At 64.6% G+C, this 26,306-nt stretch carries 22 protein-coding genes and 1 pseudogene; 15 read left to right on the plus strand and 8 right to left on the minus strand.

The window, feature by feature from the left end; genetic code table 11:
- Positions 1-67: 67 nt before the first annotated feature.
- From J1M81_RS15195 to J1M81_RS15205, 3 genes are all read left to right on the plus strand, one after another.
- Positions 68-697: a TetR/AcrR family transcriptional regulator gene (locus J1M81_RS15195; protein WP_032373097.1), complete on the plus strand. Its 630-nt coding sequence runs from the start codon at positions 68-70 to the stop codon at positions 695-697.
- An 82-nt stretch (positions 698-779) separates the two neighbouring features.
- Positions 780-1,988, plus strand: a complete 1,209-nt coding sequence (locus J1M81_RS15200; RefSeq protein WP_206498284.1) for an acyl-CoA dehydrogenase family protein — start codon at positions 780-782, stop codon at positions 1,986-1,988.
- Entirely contained in the window at positions 1,985-3,004 is a 1,020-nt protein-coding gene (locus J1M81_RS15205; protein WP_206498285.1) for a phosphotransferase family protein, read from the plus strand. Before J1M81_RS15200 ends, J1M81_RS15205 begins: the two co-directional genes overlap by 4 nt.
- A gap of 14 nt (positions 3,005-3,018) precedes the next feature.
- Here J1M81_RS15205 and J1M81_RS15210 read toward each other — a convergent pair whose 3' ends face one another.
- Positions 3,019-3,921 (minus strand): arabinofuranosidase, encoded by a 903-nt coding sequence (locus J1M81_RS15210; protein ID WP_206498327.1) that lies wholly within the window; start codon positions 3,919-3,921, stop codon positions 3,019-3,021.
- A gap of 112 nt (positions 3,922-4,033) precedes the next feature.
- The gene (locus J1M81_RS15215; protein WP_206498286.1) at positions 4,034-5,641 is read right to left on the minus strand and encodes a diguanylate cyclase domain-containing protein; all 1,608 of its coding nucleotides are present in this window, start codon (positions 5,639-5,641) and stop codon (positions 4,034-4,036) included.
- Between the two features lie 191 nt (positions 5,642-5,832).
- On the opposite strand from J1M81_RS15215, the gene J1M81_RS15220 reads away from it, so the two are divergent.
- Positions 5,833-6,990 carry a beta-ketoacyl synthase N-terminal-like domain-containing protein gene (locus J1M81_RS15220; protein WP_032368854.1) on the plus strand — a complete coding sequence of 386 codons (1,158 nt, stop codon included), beginning with the start codon at positions 5,833-5,835 and terminating at the stop codon, positions 6,988-6,990.
- Between the two features lie 56 nt (positions 6,991-7,046).
- On the opposite strand, the gene J1M81_RS15225 is transcribed toward J1M81_RS15220, so the two are convergent.
- Positions 7,047-7,253 (minus strand): zinc-ribbon domain-containing protein, encoded by a 207-nt coding sequence (locus J1M81_RS15225; RefSeq protein WP_032368853.1) that lies wholly within the window; start codon positions 7,251-7,253, stop codon positions 7,047-7,049.
- Positions 7,254-7,361: 108 nt separating this feature from the next.
- On the minus strand, positions 7,362-8,579 hold the full coding sequence (gene fdhA / locus J1M81_RS15230) for a formaldehyde dehydrogenase, glutathione-independent (protein ID WP_206498287.1): 1,218 nt from the start codon (positions 8,577-8,579) through the stop codon (positions 7,362-7,364).
- 207 nt (positions 8,580-8,786) lie between these two features.
- Here fdhA and J1M81_RS15235 point away from each other — a divergent pair, with 207 nt between their 5' ends.
- The 9 genes from J1M81_RS15235 to araA all read left to right on the plus strand — a co-directional run bounded on the left by J1M81_RS15235 (position 8,787) and on the right by araA (position 19,568).
- The gene (locus J1M81_RS15235; protein ID WP_206498288.1) at positions 8,787-9,797 is read left to right on the plus strand and encodes an aldose epimerase family protein; all 1,011 of its coding nucleotides are present in this window, start codon (positions 8,787-8,789) and stop codon (positions 9,795-9,797) included.
- A 116-nt stretch (positions 9,798-9,913) separates the two neighbouring features.
- Positions 9,914-10,915, plus strand: coding sequence for an ABC transporter substrate-binding protein (locus J1M81_RS15240; RefSeq protein ID WP_027496166.1), 1,002 nt, complete (start codon positions 9,914-9,916; stop codon positions 10,913-10,915).
- A gap of 10 nt (positions 10,916-10,925) precedes the next feature.
- Complete coding sequence (locus tag J1M81_RS15245) at positions 10,926-12,557, plus strand: sugar ABC transporter ATP-binding protein (RefSeq protein WP_241258135.1); 1,632 nt, start codon at positions 10,926-10,928, stop codon at positions 12,555-12,557.
- Positions 12,554-13,618 carry an ABC transporter permease gene (locus tag J1M81_RS15250; RefSeq protein ID WP_206498289.1) on the plus strand — a complete coding sequence of 355 codons (1,065 nt, stop codon included), beginning with the start codon at positions 12,554-12,556 and terminating at the stop codon, positions 13,616-13,618. Before J1M81_RS15245 ends, J1M81_RS15250 begins: the two co-directional genes overlap by 4 nt.
- A gap of 8 nt (positions 13,619-13,626) precedes the next feature.
- Complete coding sequence (gene yjfF / locus J1M81_RS15255) at positions 13,627-14,652, plus strand: galactofuranose ABC transporter, permease protein YjfF (RefSeq protein WP_080731055.1); 1,026 nt, start codon at positions 13,627-13,629, stop codon at positions 14,650-14,652.
- The gene (locus J1M81_RS15260) at positions 14,649-15,710 is read left to right on the plus strand and encodes a LacI family DNA-binding transcriptional regulator (RefSeq protein WP_283348322.1); all 1,062 of its coding nucleotides are present in this window, start codon (positions 14,649-14,651) and stop codon (positions 15,708-15,710) included. The genes yjfF and J1M81_RS15260 overlap by 4 nt, the downstream gene beginning before the upstream one ends.
- Complete coding sequence (gene araB / locus J1M81_RS15265) at positions 15,700-17,373, plus strand: ribulokinase (protein ID WP_206498290.1); 1,674 nt, start codon at positions 15,700-15,702, stop codon at positions 17,371-17,373. The genes J1M81_RS15260 and araB overlap by 11 nt, the downstream gene beginning before the upstream one ends.
- The gene (locus J1M81_RS15270) at positions 17,370-18,047 is read left to right on the plus strand and encodes an L-ribulose-5-phosphate 4-epimerase (protein ID WP_032368851.1); all 678 of its coding nucleotides are present in this window, start codon (positions 17,370-17,372) and stop codon (positions 18,045-18,047) included. The genes araB and J1M81_RS15270 overlap by 4 nt, the downstream gene beginning before the upstream one ends.
- 36 nt (positions 18,048-18,083) lie before the next feature.
- Positions 18,084-19,568 (plus strand): L-arabinose isomerase, encoded by a 1,485-nt coding sequence (gene araA / locus J1M81_RS15275; RefSeq protein WP_206498291.1) that lies wholly within the window; start codon positions 18,084-18,086, stop codon positions 19,566-19,568.
- A gap of 18 nt (positions 19,569-19,586) precedes the next feature.
- On the opposite strand, the gene J1M81_RS15280 is transcribed toward araA, so the two are convergent.
- From J1M81_RS15280 to J1M81_RS15295, 4 genes are all read right to left on the minus strand, one after another.
- Positions 19,587-20,525 (minus strand): TAXI family TRAP transporter solute-binding subunit, encoded by a 939-nt coding sequence (locus J1M81_RS15280; RefSeq protein WP_206498292.1) that lies wholly within the window; start codon positions 20,523-20,525, stop codon positions 19,587-19,589.
- A 25-nt stretch (positions 20,526-20,550) separates the two neighbouring features.
- Positions 20,551-21,915, minus strand: coding sequence for an MFS transporter (locus tag J1M81_RS15285; protein WP_032372988.1), 1,365 nt, complete (start codon positions 21,913-21,915; stop codon positions 20,551-20,553).
- 123 nt (positions 21,916-22,038) lie between these two features.
- Entirely contained in the window at positions 22,039-23,454 is a 1,416-nt protein-coding gene (locus J1M81_RS15290) for a HAMP domain-containing sensor histidine kinase (protein WP_283348320.1), read from the minus strand.
- Position 23,455: 1 nt separating this feature from the next.
- The gene (locus J1M81_RS15295; RefSeq protein WP_032368848.1) at positions 23,456-24,115 is read right to left on the minus strand and encodes a response regulator transcription factor; all 660 of its coding nucleotides are present in this window, start codon (positions 24,113-24,115) and stop codon (positions 23,456-23,458) included.
- 172 nt (positions 24,116-24,287) lie between these two features.
- Here J1M81_RS15295 and J1M81_RS15300 point away from each other — a divergent pair, with 172 nt between their 5' ends.
- On the plus strand, positions 24,288-24,575 hold the full coding sequence (locus tag J1M81_RS15300; RefSeq protein WP_032372989.1) for a hypothetical protein: 288 nt from the start codon (positions 24,288-24,290) through the stop codon (positions 24,573-24,575).
- A gap of 69 nt (positions 24,576-24,644) precedes the next feature.
- Positions 24,645-26,042 (plus strand): annotated as a pseudogene (locus J1M81_RS15305) (LLM class flavin-dependent oxidoreductase); the annotation flags it as partial.
- Between the last annotated feature and the right edge of the window lie 264 nt (positions 26,043-26,306).

Below are 26,306 nucleotides of genomic sequence, written 5' to 3' on the forward strand. Positions count from 1 at the left end.
TCACAACTTTGGTGTCAACCCGGTGCGAACGCCCGGCCCAGTTCGCTCTGCCCTCTACGGTGATCGCATGACCTCGATCGGCGACTGGCGAACATACGAGGGCGCGGCACTGTCCCCAGCGCTGGCGTCGGCCTTGCGCATCTTCGTCGAGCAGGGCTACCACGGCACGTCGGTGCGGCAGATCGCCGCGGGTGCCGGCTTGTCGGTTCCCGGTCTGTATCACCACTTTCCGTCGAAGCAGGCCCTCCTGGTCGGCATCATGAATGCGTCGATGGACGAACTGTTGCACCGGACTCGATCGGCCATGGACGGGGCCGGTTCGTCGCCGAAGGACCGATTCGACGCGGTGGTGGAGTCCTTGCTGCTGTTCCATATCCATCGCCGCGATGCCGCGTTCGTGTGCTCCACCGAGATTCGCAGTCTCGAGCCGGCCAACCGCACCGCCTACATCGCCAAGCGCGACGAAGAGCAACGACTGCTCGACGCCATCGTCACCGACGGAGTCGAGTCCGGGGTCTTCGACACCCCGCACCCCGCGGATGCCAGCCGGGCCGTCACCACGATGTGCATCGGAGTGGCCACCTGGTACCGACCCGATGGCCCGCTGACGCCGGCCGAACTGGTCGAGGTGTACCTCGATATCGCACGCCGAACGGTCGGTGCTGCTACCGGCCGAGGCACTGTACAGAGGACGTGAGTTCCTTGACCGAAACCTGCGTGTATGCCAGTCTTCAAGAGACCGAGCGAGTGTTCGGTCGGTATCGACCAGGGAGTGCAGAATGGCCATCGACCTCACCTTCGACGCAGACGTCGAGAAGCTGATCGACCGAACGCGTACGTTCACTCGCGAATACGTGCTCCCGATCGAGGATCGATTTCTGGGCAATATCGCCGACGCAGGCGGCGACGGCCTCCGGGTCGAGATGCAGTCCGCAGCCAAGGAAGCGGGCGTGTTCGCACCGCACGCACCCGTCGAATACGGTGGGCACGGTCTGTCGATGAGCGACCGCGCACCGGTGTTCGAGGAAGCGGGCTACTCCCTGTTCGGCCCCATCGCACTCAATCTCGGCGCACCCGACGAGGGCAACGTCCACATGCTGGCGCACATCGCATCGCCGGCACAGAAGGATCAATTCCTCGCCCCTCTCGCCCGCGGCGATCAACGATCTGCATTCGCGATGACCGAGCCGGCACCGGGTGCCGGCTCCGATCCCTCTGCCCTCACCACTGCGGCCGAACGGACCGACGGTGGATGGAAGATCAACGGACACAAGTGGTTCATCACCGGAGCCGACGGCGCAGGGTTCTTCATCATCATGGCCCGTACATCCGGAAAGCCGGGTGACCGAGGCGGAGCCACGATGTTCCTGGCCCCGGCCGACACACCGGGCATCACGGTCGGCCGTCATATCGGCACCCTGGACAAAGCCATGATCGGCGGGCACTGCGAGGTGTTCTTCGAGAACGTCTTCGTGCCAGACGAGAACGTTCTCGGGGCCGTCGACGAGGGCTTCGCCTACGCCCAGGTGCGATTGGGACCCGCCCGCATGACCCACGTGATGCGGTGGCTCGGAGCCTCGAGACGGGCGCACGACATCGCCGTCGCCCAGGTGGCCCAGCGCGAAGGGTTCGGCGACAAGCTCGGCGATCTCGGCATGATCCAGAAGATGGTCGCCGACAACGAGATCGACATCGCCGCATCCCGTGCCCTCTTGATCAAGGCCTGCTTCGAGCTGGATCGCGGCGGCCACGCGAGCAACGAAACCTCCATCGCCAAGACGTTCGCAGCCGAGGCCATCTTTCGCATCGTGGACCGCAGCATCCAGATGTGCGGCGGGCTCGGGGTATCGGACGACCTGCCACTGGCACGGCTTTCGCGCGAAGTACGTCCGTTCCGGGTCTACGACGGCCCGTCGGAAGTGCATCGCTGGGCCATCGCAAAACGAGCGGTCGGGGCAGCGAAGCGCGCCGCACAGGAGCAGTCATGAGCGACCTACCGGGCATGAACCGCGTTGCTCTGGAACGATTCCTGCGTGCCGAGGGCATCGATGTCGACGGTGAGCTGACGGTCGAGATGATCAGCGGCGGTCGCTCCAACCTGACGTACAAGGTGTACGACGACACCTCGACGTGGGTGGTTCGTCGGCCCCCGACCAGTGGCCTGACCCCGTCGGCGCACGACATGGCCAGGGAGTGGGCAGTGACCGACGCGCTCGCGTCCACCGCGGTGCCGGTGGCCGAGACCGTGGCCTTCGACCGAGAAGGTGACGTACTCGGTGCTCCGATGACGGTGGTCCGTTTCGTTCCCGGGCACGTCGTGCGCACACGCGAGGATCTGCGCGATCTGACCGACGAGCAGGTCACAGACAACGCCGCCGAATTGGTGCGAGTGCTCGCCGAGCTGCATGCCGTCGATCCTGCGGCCGTGGGTCTCGAAAAGTTCGGTCGCCCCGACGGTTTCGTTGCTCGACAGGTAGCCACGTGGGCGCGTCAGTGGCAGACGGTGAAGACACGGGAACTACCCGACGTCGACCGACTTCACCGCGCCCTCGAAGCCGCGGTGCCCACCCGATCGGCGGCGTCCATCGTGCACGGCGATTTCCGAGTCGACAACACTATTCTCGATGCCGAGGACGTGAGTTCTGTTGCAGCCGTGGTGGACTGGGAGATGTCCACACTCGGCGATCCGTTGACCGATGTGGCGCTGATGTGCGTGTACCGGCAACCCGTGTTCGATGCCGTTCTCGGTGCCGACGCAGCCTGGACGAGCGACCGCTACCCCTCGGCGGCGGATCTGGTGCAGCAGTACGCTGTTCGATCGGGCCGCGAGGTGGACAACTGGGGCTTCTATGTGGCGTTGGCCAACTTCAAGCTCGGTGTGATCGGTGAGGGCATCACCCACCGCGCACTGTCGGGCTCCGATACCGGTGCCGGAGCACGCAACGCCGCCGAAGCAACTGGAGAATTCATCGCGGCCGGCCTCCGAGCACTGTCGGAGGCCTGACCGCAATACTGTTGCTACGCAGCTTCTCTCATGATGCCGATGTGGCGAACGATTCCGGACAGCGCCGGAAGCTCCTGAGGTGCGGACCAGCCGCTCAGGTCGGCGCTGTCGGAGTAGAAGTACTTCTGGTTCGTGTAGTCGTCGTAGTACAACCGCCAGGTGCCGTCGGGCAACTCGACGACGGCGGGCCCTTCCTTGAAGGGACCGAAATCGCGGAAGGTGAGGTCCCGAACGTAGGGACCGCCCAGAGCGGGCGCGATCCAGTGTTCGATGACCTTGTTGCTCTCACCTTTGGTGAATGCGTGGTAGATCGACCCGTCCTTCACCACCGTGGTGTCGATGTGGTCGTTGACGATTCCCACCAACGGAACCGGCGAACTCCACGTCGTCAGGCCGGGATCGGTCGCCGTCATGAGATACGGCACGAACCCTCCGCCGGCAGACAACGACACGATGATGCTGACGCGGTCGCCCTCGACGAACCACTCCGGTGCCCACGCCTTGGTGGTGAACGGGGACAGAGACGGGAGTTCCGAGGACCCGGCCGAGCCGGTACCCGCCCCGGTCCCGGGCAGAAGCAGACAGCAGAACGGGATCGGAAGGTTCTGCAAGAATTCCCAATCCACCCGATTTGCGCTGCGCGCAAAGCCGATTTCCGCGCCGCCGCCCGTCGTATATGTCACGTAGTACATACCGTCGGCGGCTCGAAAGATGCTGGAGTCACGAACCACACCGGAGGGCGGCGTGTACGCGGCAGTCTCGACCGTGGTGAAGTCCGTTCCGTTGCTGGACTGGTACACGTCCATGTTGCGATCACTGTCGTTGCTGAAGGCCACCATGGTGTACGTGACCGCAGGCGCAGCGCTACCCGTACCTGCTGCGCCGAACAGCAGTCCGACGGCGGCGACGAGCGTCATGGGAATGGCGAGGGCGTGCTTGCGCAGGGTCCTGATCACCGCTGAAGTATGTACGACGCACGAGCCCCACGAGTAACAACAGTGCACAGTCGTGCCTGTTCGTTACCGAACGCTACGACTGCGCCGAGTATTGCGACACCGGCTTGGCCTGATACATCTCGTGGTCGGCATCGTCGAGAATGTCCAAGGCAGTGCGAGGATCACCACTGCCGACGGTCACGCAACCGATACTGGCGGTCACCGTCAGTTCTCGGTCTGCCGTCGTGATCGGGGTTGCGAGTTCCGCCCGGACGTCGTCCGCCTCCGACCCCACACTGCACGGCACCACAGCCACGAATTCGTCACCGCCGATGCGTCCGACGAATGCGTCGTCCGGCAGAGCCCGCGTCAAGCGCGCGGCCACGATACCGAGTACGGCATCACCGACCGTATGTCCGTGCAGGTCGTTGATGGTCTTGAAGTTGTCGAGGTCGATGAACAACACCGCCATGGCATCCTCCCGACTCGACCGGGACAGCTCCTGGTCGAGCCGCGCCAGAATCAGCGGGCGATTGGGAAGCCCGGTGAGGTCGTCGTGTGTTGCAGCGTGTTCGAGCTTCATGCTCGTCCGATAGGCATCGGTGACGTCGACGAACGTTGCCACGATCGAGGGTGACGGGCCGCCGAAGTTGAGCATGGTCGCAGTCAGAGACAGCCAGAAATGTCGTCCGTCCCGACGACGTTCGACTCCGATCACCGACTGGCTCGGCTTCCCGGTTCTGCCGGTGACGGCCACGGGGTGCTCGAGTCGCCGAATGGGTTGCTGATCGGTGCCGTACACCCGGAACGGCAGCACAGCGGACTGTCCCGTCGTCGCCGATCCCACCTTGATGTCGAGGATCGTCTTCGCCGCGAGGTTCGCCGACGTGATGCGACCGGCGTGGTCGAGTACGACGACACCTGCCTCCAGCGATTCCACCACGGCGGTGTAATGCTCCTCGGCCCGGCGGACGGCACTCTGGTCGGCGCAGACCAACACGTACCCGTCGGGCATCTGGGCCGCGGCGACCACCATCGCCAACGCCGTCCCGTCCGCGCGCAGATGCGAGTCCCACAGCCGACCGCCGGCCGCGAGAATGGCCACCGGGTCGCAGGGCACCCCCACCGCATTCGATACGGAGAGGCCGAGCACATCTGCTGCGCGCCGTCCGTAGACCGACTCCGCGGCAGGATTCCAACTGGACACGACCCCGTCGGAGGACACCCCCACGATGGCGTCGCTGACGTGCTCGACCAACGCGGCTTGATAGTGCAGCGCCTTCTGTGCGGCCTTGTGTTCGGTGAGGTCGCGAAGGATGACCTGAAATGCAGGTTCTCCGTTCCACACCGTGCGGACCGAGACCGCCTCCATGGTCAGAGTCGATCCATCGAGGGCGAGTACCTCCGCCTCGGAGGCCGAACTGGCGGTTCCGTGCACGTCCAGGGCGGCGATGCGCTCGAGCATCGGCCCGATCGACGCGGCCGCGATGAAGTCGGTGATCGGACGGCCCACCACCGCACCGAGACTGTCGGCGCGCAGATACCGGAGCCCCGCAGGGTTGACGTAGACAAGGTTGCCTCGCCTGTGGACGACGATCGCGTCGGGCGAGTGTTCGATCAGAACCCGATAACGATCTGCGAGACCGGGCGACCCGGGATCGGCTTCGGGGTCGCCGACGACGTCGCGCTCCCCTGGGGCCATCTGCGGTCCTCGCGTTCGTAGGCGGTCTGTCGACACTCGATTCAACCACTTTTGTGGGCCGAGCCGGAATCTTCTGCACGGTTCGATGCTTATGTCCGTTTTCCGACTGGACCCAGTGCTTGTTTGCGGGGCTAAATCGAGGAACCAGCCGAAAACGGCTCGTACAACTCGAGAAGGAACGGGAATCGATCATGACATCTCACGGCATCGACATCAGTGGGATCGGCGCAGTGTCCGGCTACGGCTGGGGTACGGCCGCATTGTGGACCGGTCTGGCCAGCGGTAAGGCTGCCGCCACCTTGCACCACAACCGGTCACACCCGGGCCGCAACCCGGTGTGGCTTGCCAAAGTGCCCGACGGCGGGCAGACCGACGACGGCACCAGCCGCTTCGGCCGCGCACTGCGCGGCGCCGCACGCGAGGCCATCGACGACGCACTCGCTCGTGGCTGGCGTCCCGGTCGGCGGGTCGGTCTGGTCCATGCGGTCGTCCTGGGTGAAGTGGACGAGTGGCGCAACTTCTATCTGGAGGACGGCGGTGTGCGGCGGGTGCGCGACTACCTGACGCTGATGCCGTCGACCCCGGTATCACTGCTGATGCAGGAGCACGGCTTTCACGGCCCGGCGATGAACGTCTCGGCCATGTGCGCGTCGGGCAACGCCGGCCTTCTCACCGCCAAGATGTGGCTCGATACCGGCTTCGTCGACGACGTCGTCTTCGTCGCCACCGACCTGTCTCTGACGCCGGAGAACATCGACCATTTCGTCGCGCTCGGCGTCGGGGTGGTCGACGTGGAACCTCAGGAGGGCTGCCGACCGTTCCAGGAAGGTAGTCGTGGGTTCGGAATGGGCGAAGCAGCAACAGCTTTCGTACTCACCAACCGTAGCGATGCTGCGTACGCGCGGGTACTGGGCGGTTCGATGACTCACGACGCGTTCCACGCGACGTCCATCGACCCGGCCCTGACGCAGGTACGAGACTGCTTCGAAGCCGCCTTGACGGACGCCGGTGCCACGGCGCGCCAGGTGCGCTACCTCAATGCGCACGGGCCAGGCACCGCTCAGTGCGATGCCGCAGAAACGGAAATGCTGGAGACGGTGCTCGGCTCACACGCGCAGGTGTATTCGGTGAAGCCGCTCACCGGGCATTGCCAAGGCGCGGCGTCGGCCGTCGAAACCATCTCTGCCGTCATGGGATTCGATCGCGGACTGGTTCCTGCGGCCCCACAGGTCTCCGACGGACACCCGCAGTTGCTCGACGGATTCACCGCAGCCGAGCCAGGTCTGACGATGAAATCCTCACTGGGAATGGGAGGACACAATTCGGTGGTGGTGCTGGCTCCTGCGTGAGCGACGGTCTGCCGGATGGTTCGCGCGCCCGCACCGTCACGGGCGCGCGAGCCCGTTCAGATCGACACCCCAGCCCCGCAGATCCCGCATTCCTCGAACTCGACGCGTTTCCACCGCGCAACCGGGACGAAGAACAGCGTGAATTGCTGGTACTGCTTCATTCTCGCCCACTGGGTCGTGTTGTGGCACCGCGGGCAGTTTCGCGTTGCGCCAGGGCCGACGTGTTTGCGCTTGCTGCCGAAACCGAAGAGGAGGAACATCATCCCAGCATAGGTGGCTCGAACAGGTGCCGGACTCGGCGCAGCAGTCGTTCGAGCCACCCTCGCGTTTCGAGACGTCGGTGGCTCGAACGAGTGCTGGGCCGAACGCCGTCAGCTCGAGATCATGCCGTGCGGGTCGATGACGAATTTCTGAGCGACTCCGCTGTCGAATTCCCGGTAGCCGCGTGGTGCGTCGTCGAGAGTGATGACCGTTGCGTTCACGGCTTTCGCAATCGAGACTCGTTCTTTGAGAATGGCATTCATCAGTTCTCGGTGATAGCTCATCACCGGGCACTGCCCGGTGGCGAACGAGAGCGACTTCGCCCAACCGGTGCCGAGGCTGAGCGAGAGAGCGCCACGTTGTGCGGCCTCGTCCACGCCGCCCGGATCACCGGTGACGTAGAGCCCGGGAATTCCGATGCCACCGCCCGCGGTGGTGATGTCCATCAGCGAATTGAGCACCGTGGCCGGTGCTTCGTGGGACGAGTCTCCGCCGTGGCCGCGAGCCTCGAATCCCACCGCGTCCACCGCAGCGTCGACCTCCGGGACACCGAGGATCTGTTCGATCTGATCTTGCGGCGCGCCCTTGCCCACGTCGACGGTCTCGCAGCCGAACGTTCGTGCCTGCGCCAGCCTGTCGGCGTTCATGTCGCCGACGATCACCACCGACGCGCCCAGCAATTGTGCGCCGACCGCGGCCGCCAGACCGACCGGGCCCGCACCCGCGATGTACACCGTCGCACCGGGTTTCACTCCCGCGGTGACCGCGCCGTGATATCCGGTCGGGAAGATGTCGGAGAGCATGGTCAAGTCCAGGATCTTCTCCATCGCCTGATCCCGGTCGGGGAACTTCAGCAGATTGAAGTCCGCGTACGGTGCCATGACGTATTCGGCCTGGCCGCCCACCCATCCGCCCATGTCCACGTAACCGAACGCAGAACCGGGTCGATCCGGGTTGACGTTGAGGCAGATACCGGTCTTGCGCTCCTTGCAGTTTCGGCACCGTCCGCAGGCGATGTTGAACGGAACGGAGCAGATGTCGCCGACCTTCAAGAATTCGACGTCTCGTCCGACCTCGACGATCTCGCCGGTGATCTCGTGGCCCAACACCAGACCCTCGGGTGCCGTCGTGCGTCCACGGACCATGTGCTGGTCGCTGCCGCAGATGTTGGTCGAGACGACCTTCAGGATCACGCCGTGTTCGCATTTGCGGCCGACATTGGCCGGATTCACGCCGGGGCCATCGGTCAATTCCAGGCCCGGAAAAGCGATGTCCTGAACCTCTACACTGCCTGGTCCGGCGTACGTCACTGCTCTGTTGTCTGCCACGATTTCTCCTGTTCGACGGTGTCCGGCTGCGTTCGACAGACCGAGATCGACTGCGCGATAGCTATTTTCATCTCATCGAGACGATCAATGCGCAGTGACGTGGCCTGCATCACACCATAGTATGCGCACCTACGAATACACGGTGCGTCGCCCGCCGCACGAAGCAATCCGGGGACCGATCTCACTCCCCGGAGCTATCGTCGACCGGTGCCCACCGACGACGATCACAACGAGACCATCACCATCGGACGTTCGCCCGGGGTGGAGGTGGAGGTACTCCCCTACGGCGCGACCCTGCAACGAATGTCGGTGACCGGAGGAGACGGCGAGCGCCGCGACGTTCTCGTCGGCGTGGCGGGCGAGCGTGAGCTTCGTTCGTCCACCGCCTATTTCGGCTCCACCGTCGGCCGGTACGCGAACCGGATCGAGGACGGCCGGTTCGAGATCGACGGGCAAGCGGTGCAACTGACGATCAACGACGGCACCAACCATCTGCACGGCGGAACCGACGGCTTCGACTCACGACACTGGACAGTGGTCGGCCGATCGACGGATTCGGTCGAATTCGAGTTGATCAGCCCCGACGGCGATCAGGGCTACCCGGGCGAAGTCCGTGCGCGGGCCCAGTTCTCCGTCACGCCCGATCGCGTGCGGTTGGAGTCGACGGCAACGACCACCGCGCCGACGGTGGTGAACCTGACGTCGCACGCATATTTCGACCTCGACGGCCATGGCATCGACAATCACACCCTGCAGGTGTTCGCCTCGACGTACACCCCGGTCGACACCGAGGGAATCCCGACCGGTGCCATCGAATCCGTCGACGGCACCGCGCTGGATCTGCGCAGGCCCGGACGAGTCGGAGACCTGGCCCGAGCCACTCATCCGCAGTTGCTGACCGCCCGGGGTGTCGACCACAACTTGGTCGTCGACGGTACGGGGCTTCGGCGTGCGGCGATCCTGAGCTCCGAACGCAGTCGAACGACACTGGAATTGTGGACCGATCAGCCCGGAGTGCAGGTCTACACAGGCAACTTCCTGGACGGCAGCGATGTGTCTCGACGCGGCTCGATGCTGCGCCAAGGCGACGGCATCGCACTCGAACCCCAGCTGTTCCCCGATTCACCGAATCACCCGAACTTTCCCTCTGCGGTGCTGCGACCGGGCCAGACGTACCGGTCCGTGATCGAGTGGAGATTTTCTGCACTTCACGCTTGAGTGAGCGCTCACAAAATTTTGGAATTCAAACGTGTCAAGTCTTGACGCGGCCCGATGTTAACGCTCACACTGTGTTGCACACGTCACAGTGGAGTGGCGACATTGAGGAGATCACCATGGCGTCGAAGACAATTTTTGCGGCGAGCGCGCTCATTTTGAGTGGTGCGATCGTCCTGAGTGCGTGTAGTAGCGGAGGCGGCGGCGACGCGTCCGGCGGCGGTGACGGCGCAACGGTGCTGGGCTTTTCCCAGGTCGGTGCCGAGAGCGGATGGCGCACGGCCAACACCATCTCCATCCAGGACGCGGCCAGCGCTGCCGGCATGGAGTTGAAGTTCTCCGACGCTCAGCAGAAGCAGGAAAACCAGATCAAGGCGATTCGCACCTACATCCAGCAGAAGGTCGACGTCATCGCTTTCAGCCCCGTCGTCGAGACGGGATGGGAGCCGGTCCTCCAGGAAGCCAAGCGCGCGAACATCCCGGTGATCCTCACCGACCGCTCCGTCGACACCACCGACGATTCGCTGTATGCCACGTTCCTCGGCTCCGATTTCGTGGAAGAGGGCAAGAAGGCAGGCGATTGGCTGGTGCAGAACAGCGCCACTGCGGACACCACCGGCGACGGAAAGATCAACGTGGTCGAACTGCAGGGAACCACCGGAGCCGCTCCCGCCATCGACCGGGCCGAGGGATTCCGCGACGCCATCGGGGGCCAGTCGAACATCGCGATCACCGCTTCACAGACCGGCGATTTCACTCGTGACGGCGGCAAGCAGGTGATGGAGTCGTTCCTCAACTCCAACCGAGGCCAGATCGACGTCGTCTTCGCCCAGAACGACGACATGGGCCTGGGCGCAATCCAAGCCATCGAAGCAGCCGGGCTGGTACCCGGAAAAGACATCAAGATCATCACCGTCGACGCCGTCAAGGACGGAATGCAAGCACTGGCGGACAAGAAGATCGACTTCATCGTCGAGTGCAACCCACTTCTCGGACCGCAGCTGATGGAGCTCACGGACAAGGTCGTCAAGGGCGAGGACGTTCCCAAGAGGGTCGTCACCGAGGAGACCACCTTCACGCCCGACCAGGCGGCAGCAGTACTCGCCGACCGCCAGTACTGAGAGTCGACGCATGCGTACCGACACCGTTCTCACCGCGGAGCCGATCCCCAGCACAGAGCCGACTCCGCTCGTGGAGATGAAAGTAATCTCGATCACCTTCGGTGCCGTCCGAGCCCTCGACGGGGTGTCGTTGCGGCTCTTCCCCGGCGAGGTGCATTCGCTGATGGGTGAGAACGGTGCCGGTAAATCGACGTTGATCAAGGCACTGACCGGGGTCTACTCGATCGACAGCGGAACGGTCACGATCGACGGAACCGAACACGAGTTCGCGACGCCGAGCGCGGCCCAGGCTGCAGGTATCAGCACCGTCTACCAGGAAGTGAACCTACTTCCGAATCTGACTGTCGCAGAGAACATGCTCCTGGGCCGCGAGCCCCGACGCCTACCCGGAAAACTGTTGGGGGCCATCGGCGGTATCGACACGCGAGCGATGAACCGCCGTGCCAGAACGACTCTCGACCGGCTGGGGCTCGACATCGAGCCGTCGTCGGTCCTCGGGGACCATCCGATCGCCGTGCAACAGCTCGTCGCCATCGCCCGTGCAGTCGATGTCGACGCCCGCGTACTCATCCTGGACGAGCCGACCTCGAGTCTGGACAAGGACGAGGTCGAAACCCTGTACTCCGTCATCGAACGGCTGAGGGAAGACGGAACCTCGATCGTCTTCGTGTCGCACTTCCTCGACCAGATCTACCGGATCTCCGACCGAATGACGATCCTGCGCAACGGAAAGCTCGTCTCCGAGCGCCTGGTCGCCGACACTCCGCAGTTCGAGCTGGTCGAGTTGATGATCGGTCGGGAACTGGACACCTTGCGCGAACTCGACAGCCGCGAGCCGGTCATGGTTTCCGACGAACAGACGCCCGTCGTGGAAGTATTGGGCATCGGACGCAAGGGCGCACTGGAAGCAACCGATCTGCGTCTTCATGCGGGACAGGTCGTCGGCATCGCCGGTCTGCTCGGGTCCGGCCGTACCGAGCTTGCTCGCCTGCTCGGTGGAGCCGATAGATCGGACTCGGGATCGATCGAAGTGCATGCGACCAAGCACCGCATTCGCAGTCCACGCCAGGCCGCCGATCGGCGCATCGCCCTCACCAGCGAGGATCGCAAGGCCGACGGTGTGGTGGCCGATCTGACGGTGGCCGACAACATGCTGCTCGCTCTGCAGGCCAAGCGTGGATGGCTTCGTCCCATCCCCCGTGCCACCCGCACCAAGCTCGTCAAGCAGTACATCTCTGCACTCGACATCAGGCCCGCCGATCCGAACGCGTTGATGCGCAACCTGTCCGGCGGCAACCAACAGAAGGTGCTCCTCGCCCGCTGGCTCATCACCGAACCCGAACTTCTGATTCTGGACGAACCGACACGCGGAATCGACATCGGTGCCAAAGCGCAGATCCAAACCCTGGTGGCCGATCTGGCCGCGCGCGGAATGTCGGTGGTGTTCATCTCCGCCGAGCTCGAAGAGATCCTGCGCCTCAGTGACCGCATCGTGGTCATGCGAGATCACCGCAAGATCGACGAACGTATCAACGACGGTGTGTCGGTCGGCGACGTGCTCGCCACCATCGCAGCCGGGGTGCGCACCGACGAACCCGTCGCGGCCGCCACTTCGACCACCGACAGGAATGTCGCATCATGACCGAAACCCTCGAACCACCGGCCGGCGCGCCCGCTCGCGCACGTGCCGCCCTCGCCCAGCCGGTCGTCTGGCCGCTGCTGGCTCTGATAGCTCTGATCGTCGTCAATGTCGTTGTGACACCGGACTTCCTCGACATTCGAATCGAGAACGGTGGCCTGTTCGGAAACATCGTCGATATCGCACGCAACTCCGCGCCGCTCATTCTGGTGGCCGTCGGCATGACGCTGGTGGTGGCAACCCGCGGCATCGACCTCTCCGTGGGCGCAGTGGCAGTCATCGCTGCCGCCGTTGCGTGTACTCGCATCGTCGCGGCACCGGACGAGGGTGCCACCACGACGATGATCATGGCTGTCGTCTGGGCACTGGGAGTATGTCTGCTGCTGGGTCTGTGGAACGGCCTTCTGGTGTCGGTCTTCGGGATTCAACCCATCATCGCGACGCTCATTCTGATGGTCGCCGGACGTGGCCTGGCCATGTTGATCACCGACGGAAACATCACGACAGTCAACAACCCGGCCTTCAGCACGCTCGCGTCGGGCACGCTTCTCGGACTTCCACTGGCACTGATCATCGCCCTCGTGGTCGTGGCAGCAACCGCACTGTTGACCCGGCGGACCGCACTGGGGATGCTCGTCGAAGCCGTCGGAATCAACCCGGAGGCAAGCAGATTGGCAGGCGTCCAGTCGCGGACGATCGTCTGGACGGTCTATGTGTTCGCCGCGGTGTGCTCGGGAATGGCTGGTCTGATCATCGCTGCGAACACCAACTCGGTGAACGCGAACAGTCTGGGCCAGTGGATCGAGCTCGACGCCATCCTCGCTGTCGTCATCGGCGGCACTGCTCTGACCGGTGGTCGATTCTCCATCGCCGGCACCGTCGTCGGTGCCCTGCTCATCGGCACACTCACGCGCACCATCACCAATGTCGGTATCCCCTCCGAGGCCAACTACCTGTTCAAAGCGGTCGTCATCATCGTGGTCTGCCTGTTGCAATCACCACGAGCCCGCGCATCACTGCGGACGTGGTTCCGCACCGACTCCACCAAGGCGGTACGACCGTGAGCGACCTCATGACTGCTCCCCCCACGACTACCGCGGCAGCACCGGGCCCCGCGCCCTCGACCTGGGACCGCGTGAAGCGGTACTCCCCACCGTCTCGGTTTCTGCCGGTCATCGCCACGTTCGCGCTGTTCGTCGGTCTGTTCGGACTCGGCGAATTCCGCTACAGCGGCTTCGCCGATCCACAGGTGTTCCTGTCACTGCTGATCGACAACTCGTTCCTCATCGTCCTCGCGGTAGGGATGACCTTCGTCATCCTCACCGGCGGAATCGATCTCTCCGTCGGGTCCGTCGTCGCACTCTCGACGATGATCGCCGCGCGCACACTGCAATTGGGCTGGCCACCGCTGCTGGTCATGGCCGTGGTGTTGCTGTGCGGTGCCGTGCTCGGCACCGTCATGGGTGCCCTCATCCACTATCTGCAGATTCAGCCGTTCGTCGCCACACTCGCGGGGATGTTCCTCGCCCGGGGCCTGTGCTACATGATCGGTGTCGAGTCGATCCCGATCACCGACGACACGTTCTCCTCGATCGCATTCGCCGTCATCGAACTTCCCGGCGGCTACACCATCACCTGGAGCGTGGTGATCGCGCTGGCCACGGTGGCGATTGCTGCATACGTGTTGGCCTGCACTCGTTTCGGACGTTCGGTCTACGGCATCGGTGGCAACGAGGCGTCCGCGCTGCTGATGGGGCTCAAGGTGGCGGCCGTGAAAGTCGGCGTCTACACGATCAGCGGATTCTGCGCGGCGCTCGCCGGCCTACTGTTCTCCTTCTACGCACTGTCGGGCTACAGCCTCAACGCCGTCGGCATGGAGCTCGACGCCATCGCCGCGGTGGTGATCGGCGGAACGCTGCTCACCGGCGGGCGCGGGTACGTCCTCGGCTCGCTGGTGGGAGTCCTGATCCTCGGTGCCATACAGACTTTCATCGCCTTCGACGGAACCCTGAGCTCGTGGTGGACGCGAATCACGATCGGAGTGCTGCTCCTGGTGTTCGTTCTCGCCCAACGTCTGCTGACGGCGAGAAAGAGGTGACCAACACAGGGATCGACGGTAAGGCACCGGTCATGACCGACGTCGCCCGATTGGCCGGGGTATCCGATCAGACGGTCTCGCGGGTCATCAACGGTCAGAACAACTTACGCCCCGAAACCCGCGACCGGGTACAGAATGCCATCGACCAACTGGGCTATCGTCCCAATCGTGCCGCCAGGGCACTGGTCACCAAACGGTCCGCCTCGATCGGAATCATCGGCTCCAAAGGCGGGTTCTGGGGGCCGAGCACCACGCATCGCACCGTGCAGAGCGCGGCACGTGATGCCGGATTCTCCGTCAGCGCAGTCAGTCTCGCAACGCTGACACACGACGAACTCGTCGGCGCACTGCATCACCTGCACGACCAGGGCGTCGAGGGCATCGTGTTGATCGCCGCCACCGACGACGCTGTGGCAGCGGCTCGATCCGAGGAGTCCGTCGTTCCCGTCGTGGTCGTCGAAGGTGACCCCACCACCTCGACCTGGACCGTGGGCATCGATCAGGTCGGCGGCGCTCGATTGGCCACCCGACACCTGATCGAGGCAGGTCACGAACGCATCGTGCATCTGTCCGGACCGCAGGGATGGACCGAATCCCGCGGCCGTGAACAAGGGTGGCAGGATGCGCTCGACGAGGCCGGGCTGGCGTGGACACCGGTCCTGCGCGGCGACTGGTCCGCACGCAGCGGCTACGAGAACGGGCTCCGCCTCGCCGAGGACCACACCGTCACGGCCGCGTTCTGCGCCAACGACCAGATGGCCCTCGGCTTGCTGCGCGCCTTCCACGAGAGCGGCCGCCGTGTGCCCGAGGAGTTCGCCGTCGTCGGATTCGACGACATCCCCGAGGCTGCTTTCCTGATCCCACCACTGACGACGGTCCGCCAGGACTTCACCGAAGTCGGCAGACGCGCGATCGACGTCCTGCGCGCGGCACTGGACAACACTGCCGCACCCGAGGCGCTCATCGATCCTGAACTCGTCGTTCGATCGTCCAGCACCACTGCACCCAAACCGACCACAACCGTTGCACCGCAACAAGGAGAATCGCATGTCCAATGACCGCTACACGGTAGGAGTGGACTACGGCACTCTCTCCGGCCGTGCCGTAGTCGTCCGTGTGTCCGATGGTGCCGAAATTGCATCTGCCGTACACGAATACCGCCACGCCGTACTCGAGGAGACTCTGCCCGGCAGTACCGTACGACTACCCGACGCGTGGGCTCTGCAGGTGCCGGACGACTATCGCGACGTCCTACGCCGCGCCGTCCCCGCTGCGATGGCCGCCGCGGGCATCGCGCCGGAGCAGGTGGTGGGTATCGGGACCGACTTCACCGCATGCACCATGGTGCCGACCTACGCGGACGGCACGCCGCTCAGCGAAGACCCGCGGTTCGTCGATCGCCCACACGCCTACGTCAAACTGTGGAAACACCATGCGGCGCAGGGACAGGCCGACCGCATCAACGAATTGGCCGCCCGACGCGGCGAGAGCTGGCTCCCCCGCTACGGCGGCTTGATCTCCTCGGAATGGGAATTCGCCAAGGCGCTGCAGATTCACGAGGAGGACGCCGAGATCTACGAGGCCATGGACCGGTGGGTCGAGGCGGCCGACTGGATCGTCTGGCAACTGTGCGGAAACTACGTGCGTAATGCCTGCACCGCGGGATACAAGGGCATCTATCAAGACGGCAAGTACCCTTCCGTCGATTTCCTCACCGAGCTCGCGCCCGGGTTCGGTGGGTTCGTAGCCGAGAAGCTCGACCAACCGCTGGGCGAATTGGGCTCGCGTGCAGGCACGTTGACCGCCGAGGCCGCGGCATGGACGGGATTGCCCGAGGGCATAGCCGTCGCGGTCGGAAACGTGGATGCCCACGTCACGGCCCCGGCTGCGGGTGCCGTCGAATCGGGCCGCATGGTCGCCATCATGGGAACATCCACCTGCCACGTCATGAGTTCGACCGTGTTGAACGACGTTCCGGGTATGTGCGGCGTCGTCGACGGCGGCATCGTCGCGGGGTCGTACGGGTACGAGGCCGGCCAGAGCGGGGTCGGCGACATCTTCGGGTGGTTCACCCGCACCGGAGTTCCCGCGTCCTACAGCGAAGCGGCAACTGCCGCAGGCGAGTCCGTGCACGAATACCTGACGCGGCTCGCGTCGGCCCAAGAGGTGGGCGAGCACGGTCTGGTCGCGCTCGACTGGCACAGCGGCAATCGGTCGATCCTGGTCGATCACGAACTGTCCGGCCTGGTCATCGGATCGACGCTCGCGACGCGGCCCGAGGACACCTACCGCGCACTGCTCGAGGCAACGGCGTTCGGTACCCGCGTCATCGTCGAGACGTTCCGCGGCAGCGGCGTTCCCGTCGAAGAATTCGTCGTGGCGGGAGGGCTGGCCCGCAACCCACTGCTGATGCAGATCTACGCCGACGTGCTACGAATGCCGCTGTCCGTCATCGCGTCCGCGCAGGGCCCCGCCTTGGGCTCCGCCATCCACGCGGCAGTGGCCGCAGGCTGTTACCCGGACGTGCCGGTGGCGTCGAAATCGATGGGCAAGGTTCGCCGCGGTGCATTCGTTCCGGACGAGTCCCGGTCGAAGGCATACGACTGGCTGTACGAGATCTACCTGGAACTGCACGATCGCTTCGGTCGGGACGTACCGACCATGCGCCGGCTGCGATCACTGCGTCGCGCAGCCCTGACGAGGAAGCTGGAAGCGAAATGACAGTTGTCGACGATGTTCGCGAGGTCGTCGAGGAGATTCGCAAGGACGTGTGCGCACTGCATGCGGAACTGGTGCGCTACGGACTGGTCGTGTGGACGGCGGGCAACGTGTCCGCGCGCGTTCCCGGTCGAGACCTCATGGTCATCAAGCCGAGCGGCGTCTCCTACGACGACCTGACACCGGGCAACATGGTGGTGTGCGATCTGCACGGTCGAGTGGTCGAAGGAGACCACGCGCCGTCCTCGGACACCGAGGCGCAGGCATACGTCTATCGGCACCTCGACCACATCAACGGTGTGGTGCACACTCATTCGCCCTACGCGGTGGCGTGGGCCGCGCGAGGAGAACCCATTCCGGTCGTGACCACGATGTGCGCCGACGAATTCGGCGGCGACATTCCGGTGGGTCCGTTCGCCGTGATCGGCGACGACTCGATCGGGCGCGGCATCGTCGACACCCTCGCAGACAGCCGCTCTCCGGCAGTACTCATGCAGAACCACGGCGTCTTCGCGGTTGGCCCGTCGGCCCGATCTGCGGTGAAAGCGGCGGTCATGTGCGAGGACGTGGCCCGATCGGTGCACCTGTCATATCAACTGGGACAACCACTTCCCATCCCCCGCGCGTCGGTCGACGCACTCTACGACCGCTACCAGAACGTCTACGGCCAGCGCTGATCAGCGCCACATTTTTCCACGGAAGGTACATTCTCCATGTCCGAAGTATGGTTTCTCACCGGCAGTCAAGGCCTCTACGGTCCCGAGACGCTCGAGCAGGTGGCAGTCCAATCACGGGAGATCGCAGACAAACTCGACGGCGCACTACCGGTATCCGTCGTCTGGAAGCCGGTGCTGCTCGACGCGTCCGCGATCCTGCGGTGCATGCGCGAGGCCAACGCCGCCGAGGACTGCATCGGCGTCGTCACCTGGATGCACACTTTCTCGCCGGCCAAGATGTGGATCGCAGGCCTGGACGCGCTCGATGTTCCACTGCTGCACCTGCACACGCAGGCCGGAATGTCGTTGCCCTGGTCCACGATCGACATGGAGTTCATGAATCTGAACCAGGCTGCGCACGGTGATCGCGAGTTCGGGCACATCGAGTCCAGGGTCGGCGTACTGCGCACCACCATCGCGGGCCACGTCGACAATCCGTCGGTACGGACGCGGGCGGAGCAGTGGGCGCGCGCGGCACTCGGCCGGGCCGAATTGCGTTCGCTGAAACTGGCCCGCTTCGGCGACAACATGCGCGACGTCGCGGTCACCGAGGGCGACAAGGTGGAGGCGCAGCTGCGGTTCGGCGTCTCCGTGAACACCTACGGCGTCAACGATCTCGTGGACGTTGTCGACAGCGTCAGCGAGTCGGCCGTCTCGGAACTCGTCGACGAGTATCGGTCGCTCTACGACACCGCACCGAGCCTCGACAAGGACGGGGCTCGTCACGACTCCCTCCGCTACGGCGCACGCGTCGAAGCGGGAATGCGGCAGTTCCTCACCGACGGCGGGTTCAAGGCGTTCACCACCAATTTCGAGGACCTCGGCGGCCTGCGTCAGTTGCCGGGATTGGCGGTGCAGCGACTGATGGCCGACGGTTACGGCTTCGGCGGCGAGGGCGACTGGAAGACGTCGATGTTGTTGCGCGGTATGAAGGTCATGGCCGAGGGACTGGAGGGCGGTACGTCCTTCATGGAGGACTACACCTACCACCTCGTCCCCGGTGAGGAGAAGATCCTCGGTGCACACATGCTGGAGGTGTGCCCGTCCATCACGACGTCCCGCCCGACACTGGAAATTCATCCACTCTCGATCGGCGGCCGCGAGGATCCGGTGCGGCTGCGATTCACCGCCGATCCGGGGCATGGCGTCGTCGTCGGACTGTCCGACGTCGGTGAGCGATTCCGATTGACGGCCAACGTGATCGACGTGGTCGAGCCCGACGAGGCGCTGCCGAAACTACCCGTGGCATGCGCAGTGTGGGAACCGCAGCCCTCGCTGTCGGTGTCGGCCGAATCGTGGTTGACTGCAGGCGCACCCCACCACACGGTGTTGAGCACCGCCATCGGTCTGCCTGTGCTGGAGGCATTCTCGGACATGATCGGTGTCGAGCTGCTCGCCATCGATTCCGGCACCACGACGCGTGGGTTCCAGCAGACTCTCCGATGGAACGCGGCGTACCACCGACTCGCAGCGAGGTTGTGAGCTGGTAGTGCCCGCCGTCTAACCGTGTCGAGCGCGGTATTCCTCTTCGGCCCCGGGGTGCAGAGGAATACCGCCCGTCATGACCAGTGAGCGTGCGTCGAGAAATTGGCTGCCGATCGCTTGCCCGGGAACCAGGGCCGACGATCGGTCGAGCAGAACGCTCACCAGTGCGGCGACAACTCGGTTCGGCACATCGGGGTGGGCCAACAGCAGATTCGGAATTCCGACGGTCGTCACCTCCGGGTGCGAGCCGTACACGTTCGCCGGAACCGGGACCGCCTCGTACGCGGTACCGAACGCCCGACGCAGGTTCGGAACGAGACTGCCCAGTTCGAGCAACCGGATCTCGCTGCGCGGCTCGGCGAAAGCCGGGGTCGGCAATCCACCCGCCCACATCACCGCGTCGATCTCGTTGTCGGACAACGCGGTCGCAGCCGCCTTCATCGACAATTGAACTTCACGAACTGCATCCGGTCCCGAGACGCCGGCCGCGTCGAGGATCCGATGCGAGAGAACCGTCGCCCCCGATCCGGGCGCGCCGGTACTCACTCGTCGTCCCCGTAGATCACTCGCTGCGAGGATGGTCGAGTCCGCCCGCACAGCGACCTGAAAGTAGTTCTCGTAGACACATCCGACCGCGGCCAGGTCGGTACTCGGGTGGCTGTATGCGGCGTCGATCAGCGTCATCGCCAGTTCGGCACGACCGGAGATCAACGCGTAGAGGTTGTCGAGAGAACCGGATGTCGTGAGCGGCACTACCTCGACCTCCGACATTCCGGCAGCCGCGTCGGACAGCAGGCCGGAGAACTCCCAGAAGAAGCCGCCCACCTCGCCCGCCGCCAGGCGCAGTTGCATCGGCGGGTCCGTGGCGCAGGCTCCCATGGCCACTGCGGTCAGCGACACGACACCGGCCCGCAGAGCTGTTCTTCGAGAGAACAACGCAGCGGGCCGGAGCATGTCACTCACTGTAAGTCGTCACAGGTCACGCGAAGGCCTTGCCCTGCTCCCTGTCGAGGACGGTCTCGGTCTTGTTCCGCAGCACGAAGATGTACACCAGGAGCGAGATGCCGATGACGACGGTCACGTACAGGATGAACCACCCGACGTGCCCACCGTTCTTCGCGGCCTGGTAGATCAACGGAGCGGTACCACCGAACGCGGAGTTCGCCAGCGCGTAACCGAGGCCGACTCCCAAGGCGCGGATGTGTGAGGGGAACAATTCGGCTTTGACGATCGCGTTGATCGAGGTGTAGCCGGTGAGGATGACGTAGCCGACGCAGACCAGCGCCAGTGACTGCACCACCGACGTCGCCGACGGCAGATACGTGATGAGCACGTAGGTGTAGAGCACGCCACCGACGCCGAAGAAGACGAGCAGAGGCTTGCGTCCCACCTTGTCGCTGATCAAGCCGCCGATGGGCTGCAGCAACATCAGGAAGATCAGCCCGAACAGGTTGATCCAGGTCCCGGTCATTCCGCGGTCCTCGTACGCTGCCTTGATCATCGAGGGTGCATTGACGCTGTAGGTGTAGAACGCGATGGTGCCACCGGCGGTCACCATGAAACAGATCAGCAGAGCGCGCCAATGCTTTCCGACCAATTCCTTGAGAGATCCGGACGCCTGATCGGCACCGCTACGAACTGCCTCGAGCTGATCCTTCGTCAGGGACTCGTCCATGCTGCGGCGCAGCCAGAAGACAACCACTGCGGCGACGCCACCGATGAAGAACGCTATGCGCCAACCGAAGTCCTCGATCTGCTCCCGCTCGAAGAAGACCTGCATGAGCAGCAGCGTGACCTGCGCCAGAACGTGGCCACCGATCAGCGTGACGTACTGGAACGAGGAGAAGAATCCGCGACGCTCACGAGTGGCGGCCTCGGACATGTATGTCGCCGACGCTCCGTACTCACCACCGGTGGCGAAGCCCTGCACCAGACGGCACAGAATCAGAATGACCGCGGCCCACACACCGATGCTCTCCCGGCCGGGGGTGAACGCGATGACCATCGAGCAGGCCGCCATCAGCGAGACACTGAATGTCAGTGCAGCTCGGCGACCGTTCCGGTCTGCGTAGCGTCCGAAGAACCACGAACCGACCGGACGCATCAGGAACGTGACCGCGAAGATCCCGTAAACGTAGATGGTCGAATTCTTGTCCGCCGAATCGAAGAACTGATTCTCGAAATACGTCGCGAAGACGGTGTAGACGTACACGTCGTACCACTCGACGAGGTTGCCCGACGACCCACGCAGTGTGTTGTAGACGGCGCGGCGGGTGGCTGCGGGAGACGAGACCGGCGGGTTCGCACGAGACGAACCAGCGGTCGAAGTGGCCTCGTTGGCCATGGGCAGGTCCTTCCACAGATAGCTTGCGGGTGGGTCGCCGAACGCGTGACGGCAACCGAAGTCCCTCTACTGTGACCCCCAGCACAGCGAGAACCAAGCTGTTTCGCGTTTCCTAACACTCCCTTAGGACAGAGACCCGCTCGAGCCGTGGCGCGGGAGCAGCATTCGGACGATCAAACCGGACGGTCGATGAGCGTCGACCTCGAGGCGTCCGCCCACTCGCTCGATCAGGGCCGCGACTATTGCCAGGCCGAGGCCCGTTCCCGCCCCGTGAGCACTCGATGCCCGAAAGAACCGGTCCGCGATCATCGGCAATTCGGCGGCGGATACACCCGGGCCGGTGTCGCTGATCGACACCACGACGTGATCGTCGCCGGCTCGGCAGTCGATGTCGACCTCCGCTCCCGAACCGGCGTACTTGGTCGCGTTGCTCAGGATCGCGTCGAGCATGCGCACCAGGTCTTCCTCCGGTACCGCAGCAGTGTGATCGGCTCCCGGGTCGCGATCCGCGACACGGACGGTCAACCCGGCCACTGTCAGTGCGCTCGACCAGAATCGGACTCTGTCGGTGAGCACGAACAGTACGTCGCACGCGGTCTCGCGATGCAGGACCGGCGTCTCGGCAGCAGCGAGAACGAGAAGATCCTCGACGACGGAGTCGAGCCGATCGACCTCCAGTGTCGTTCGCTGGTGCGCTTCGGCGACCGATTCGGGCACCCGCATTCCCAACACGTCCAGTCGAATCCGTAATGCCGCCAGCGGGTTACGCAACGTGTGAGCGGTGTCGGCCACCAGACGGCGCTGCGCAGCGGTCGCGTTCTCCACATCGTCTGCCATTGCGTCGAACGCACGCGAGAGCGCTCGAACCTCGGGCGGACCGACGTGTGCGTCCGACTCGAGACGTGGCGCGTCGTCGAGAGGCCGGCGATCGTGAAAGGCGTCGCCGAACGATTGGACTCGCATCGACAACGACGTCAGTGGACGAACGACCCAGCGCGACAACGCGGCAGCGATCAGCGCCACCGTGGCCAAGATCAGCAGCGCACCGACAGCGATCACCGCCCACCCGATCGCCACATCCCGGCGGGCCGCGTCGGTGGAGGCTGCGATCACCACGGCACCGTCGACCTGCGTTCCCCCACCGACCGGTGCAGCCACCAGTACCGACGACGGCGACCACGGCGTCACACTCGACGGAAGGCCACCGCGTTGATTGCGTAGCGCACCGGCCACCGCCTGTTGAACGTCCGTGCGCGTCGTATCCAGACCCGATGCAGCACGGACCGCTCCGGTGCGGTCGACCACCACGATCCCCTCGCCGTACAGATCGTTGTAGCGCTGCACCGACTCTCGGATTCGAGAATCACCCGACTCGTCCTCCCGGGAGCTCAGTTCCGCGAAATACGTTGCAGCGGCAGCTCGATTCTCACCGAATCGTTGGGCGCGTTCGCGACCCAGCAACAATCCCAGCGGAACCGACAGCGCGAGAACGACGACGGCCGAGTAGACCATCAGCACCACGAGAACCCGGCGCCGCACGTCAGCTGTCCCAGCGGTAGCCGAAGCCGCGGATCGTGGCGATGGTCCCGGGTCGGCCGAGCTTGGCACGCAACGTCGTCATGTGCACGTCGAGCGATCGCGAGATCGCCACGTACGCATCGCCCCAGATCGCATCCATCAGCTGTTCGCGGCTCACCGCTTCACCACGCCGAGTCGCCAGGTGCGCGAGCAGGTCGAACTCTTTGGTGGTCAGCCCGATGTCTCGCCCGTCGACTTCGACACTGCGCCCGACGAGATCGACGACCACGTCGCCCAACTCGAGCCGATCCACCGCCGCATCACTCGTTGCGCTCCGTCGCCGCGCCGCCACTTCCAGCCTTGCGTGCAACTCCCCCAACCGAGCGGGCTTGACGACGTAGTCGTCCGCGCCCGCGCGCAGAGCTCGGACCACCGACCGCTCGTCGTCCCGCGCGGTCAGCACCACCACGGGCACCGAACTCAGGGTCCGCAGCTTACGAAGCGCCTCGAGGCCGTCCATGTCGGGCAGGCCGAGATCGAGGAGAACGACACCCATGCCGTGGTACCCGAGCAGTAGGTCGGCACCGCGGCGCATCCGGACAGGGTCGTGCCCCACCTCGGTCAGCGCATCCACCAACGCGTCGCCGACGCCGTCGTCGTCCTCCACCACCGCTATTCGCATCGCCTCGAGATTAGGCCACCATCCGCTCTCGCACGCTCGGCGACCGTTGGCCAGGCTTCGAATCAGGGTGATTCGAACCGTCGCTGCACGGACTCGGACGGGTTAGCTTCGGTAACGATGCTCGATTCGTGGTGGACGTCGGTCTGCCCAACAGTGAGGACAGTCGCACCGCATGGCGCTCAACAACGGAACTCTGATCCACCTGGTCGCACGAGAGGGAAAGCAGGACGAGGTCGCCGCGATCCTGGGCGAAGCACTCGGATCGGTGGCGCGGGATCCGCAGACCGCGACGTGGTACGCGTATCGAATCACCAACACCGAGTTCGGAATCTTCGGTTCGTCCGAAAGCAAGGCGCCCCTCGGCCAGGACGGCCATCCGGTGCTCACCCGACTGTCCGACGACCTGCTCGCGCACGCGCCGTCGATGCAGTCGTTCGACGTGCTCGCCTCCAAGGTCTGATGTCGACCGACCTGCGATGAGCAGCAGGTTCACCCCACTACTCCGACCAGCTGATCGAAAGAGCCGAACATGAACGCAGGGCCCGACACCGCACGCAAGCAGCTGGTACTGAGCGCTTTCGACATGGCGTGCGTGGTGCACCAGAACCCCGGCATGTGGACCGACGCCGATGACCAGACTCACCGCTACACCGACATCGAGTACTGGGTGGAATTGGCCCAGACGCTGGAAGCGGCGGGTTTCGACATCCTCTTCCTGGCCGACGTCCTGGGGTTCTACGACGTGTACGGCGGCAACCGAGACGCCGCACTGCGTACCGCTGCGCAGGCACCCGTAGCCGATCCGCTGTTGACGATCTCGGCCATGGCCGCGGCGACGAAGACGCTGAGTTACGGTGCGACGGTCTCGTCCACCTACGAGCTGCCGTACAAGTTCGCCAAGACCATGACGACACTCGACCACCTCACCAAAGGCCGGGTGGCGTGGAACGTCGTGACGTCCTACCAGCAGAGCGCGGCAGTCAATCTCGGCCTGACGCAGCAGATCTCGCACGACGAGCGGTACGAGATCGCCGACGAGTTCATGGAGGTCTGCTACAAGCTGTGGGAGGGCTCGTGGGAAGAGGACGCGGTGGTGCGCGACCGCGCTCGTGGCGTCTACACCGAGCCGTCCAAGGTGCACGACATCGACCATGCCGGTAAGTACTTCACCGTTCCCGGTGCGCATCTGGGCGAACCGTCCCCGCAACGCACGCCGTTCCTGTTCCAGGCCGGGGCGTCGGCCCGGGGGCGCAAGTTCGCCGCCAAGCACGCCGAAGCGGTCTTCCTCGTCGGAGTCAACCCCCACGACGTTCGCCCCATCGTCGACCAGTACCGCATGTTGGCCGCCGAGCAGGGACGCGATCCGCGAAGCCTGAAGATCATCATGATGCTCACTCCCATCGTCGCCGAGACCGACGAGGCCGCGCACGAAAAACTGCTGCAGGTTCAGAAGCACGCCCAGGTCGACGCCGCTCTGGCACTGTGGGGCGGATGGACCGGAGTCGATCTCTCGGGAGCCGACCCCGACAAGCCGTTGGACCAGTTCCGAGGCGACGGCATCCGTGCGTTCAGCGACATGCTCACTCGGGTCGACAGCGAATTGGTATGGACACCACGCAAACTGGCGGAGTGGCTGTGCGTGGGCGGCATGAGCGCGAGCATCGTGGGCTCACCGAAGACGATCGTCGATCACTTCGAGGAGTGGATCGAGATCGCCGACGTCGACGGCTTCAACATCGCTCGCGTCACCAACTTCGAAACCTTCCGCGACTTCGGTGAATTGATCACCCCCGAACTCCGTCGCCGCGGATTGATTCCCGACACCAACCGAACCGAGGCCACCTCCCTGCGAGAACTCGTGCTGGGGCAGCCGCGTCTGCGTGACGACCATCCCGGCGCGGCCTTTCGGCCCGCCGCGACGACCGGTCCCCGTCCGGCCCCGCCGACGACCATTCGCGTCGCACCCCGCAACGTCGGACTCCTGGTCACCCTCACCGCGAAACCCGACACGGCAGACGCCCTGGAAAACTGGCTCACCGAGATGCACGCGCACGCAATCGACGAGCCGGGCACCACAACCTGGTACGCAATCAAGTTGAGCGAGCACACGTTCGCGATCTACGACACGTTCCCCGACGAGGACGGCCGACAGGACCACCTGCACGGCAGCATTGTGAAGTCCCTCCGCGAA

Source organism: Rhodococcus sp. KRD175, assembly GCF_017168275.1.
GTDB lineage: Bacteria > Actinomycetota > Actinomycetes > Mycobacteriales > Mycobacteriaceae > Rhodococcoides > Rhodococcoides fascians.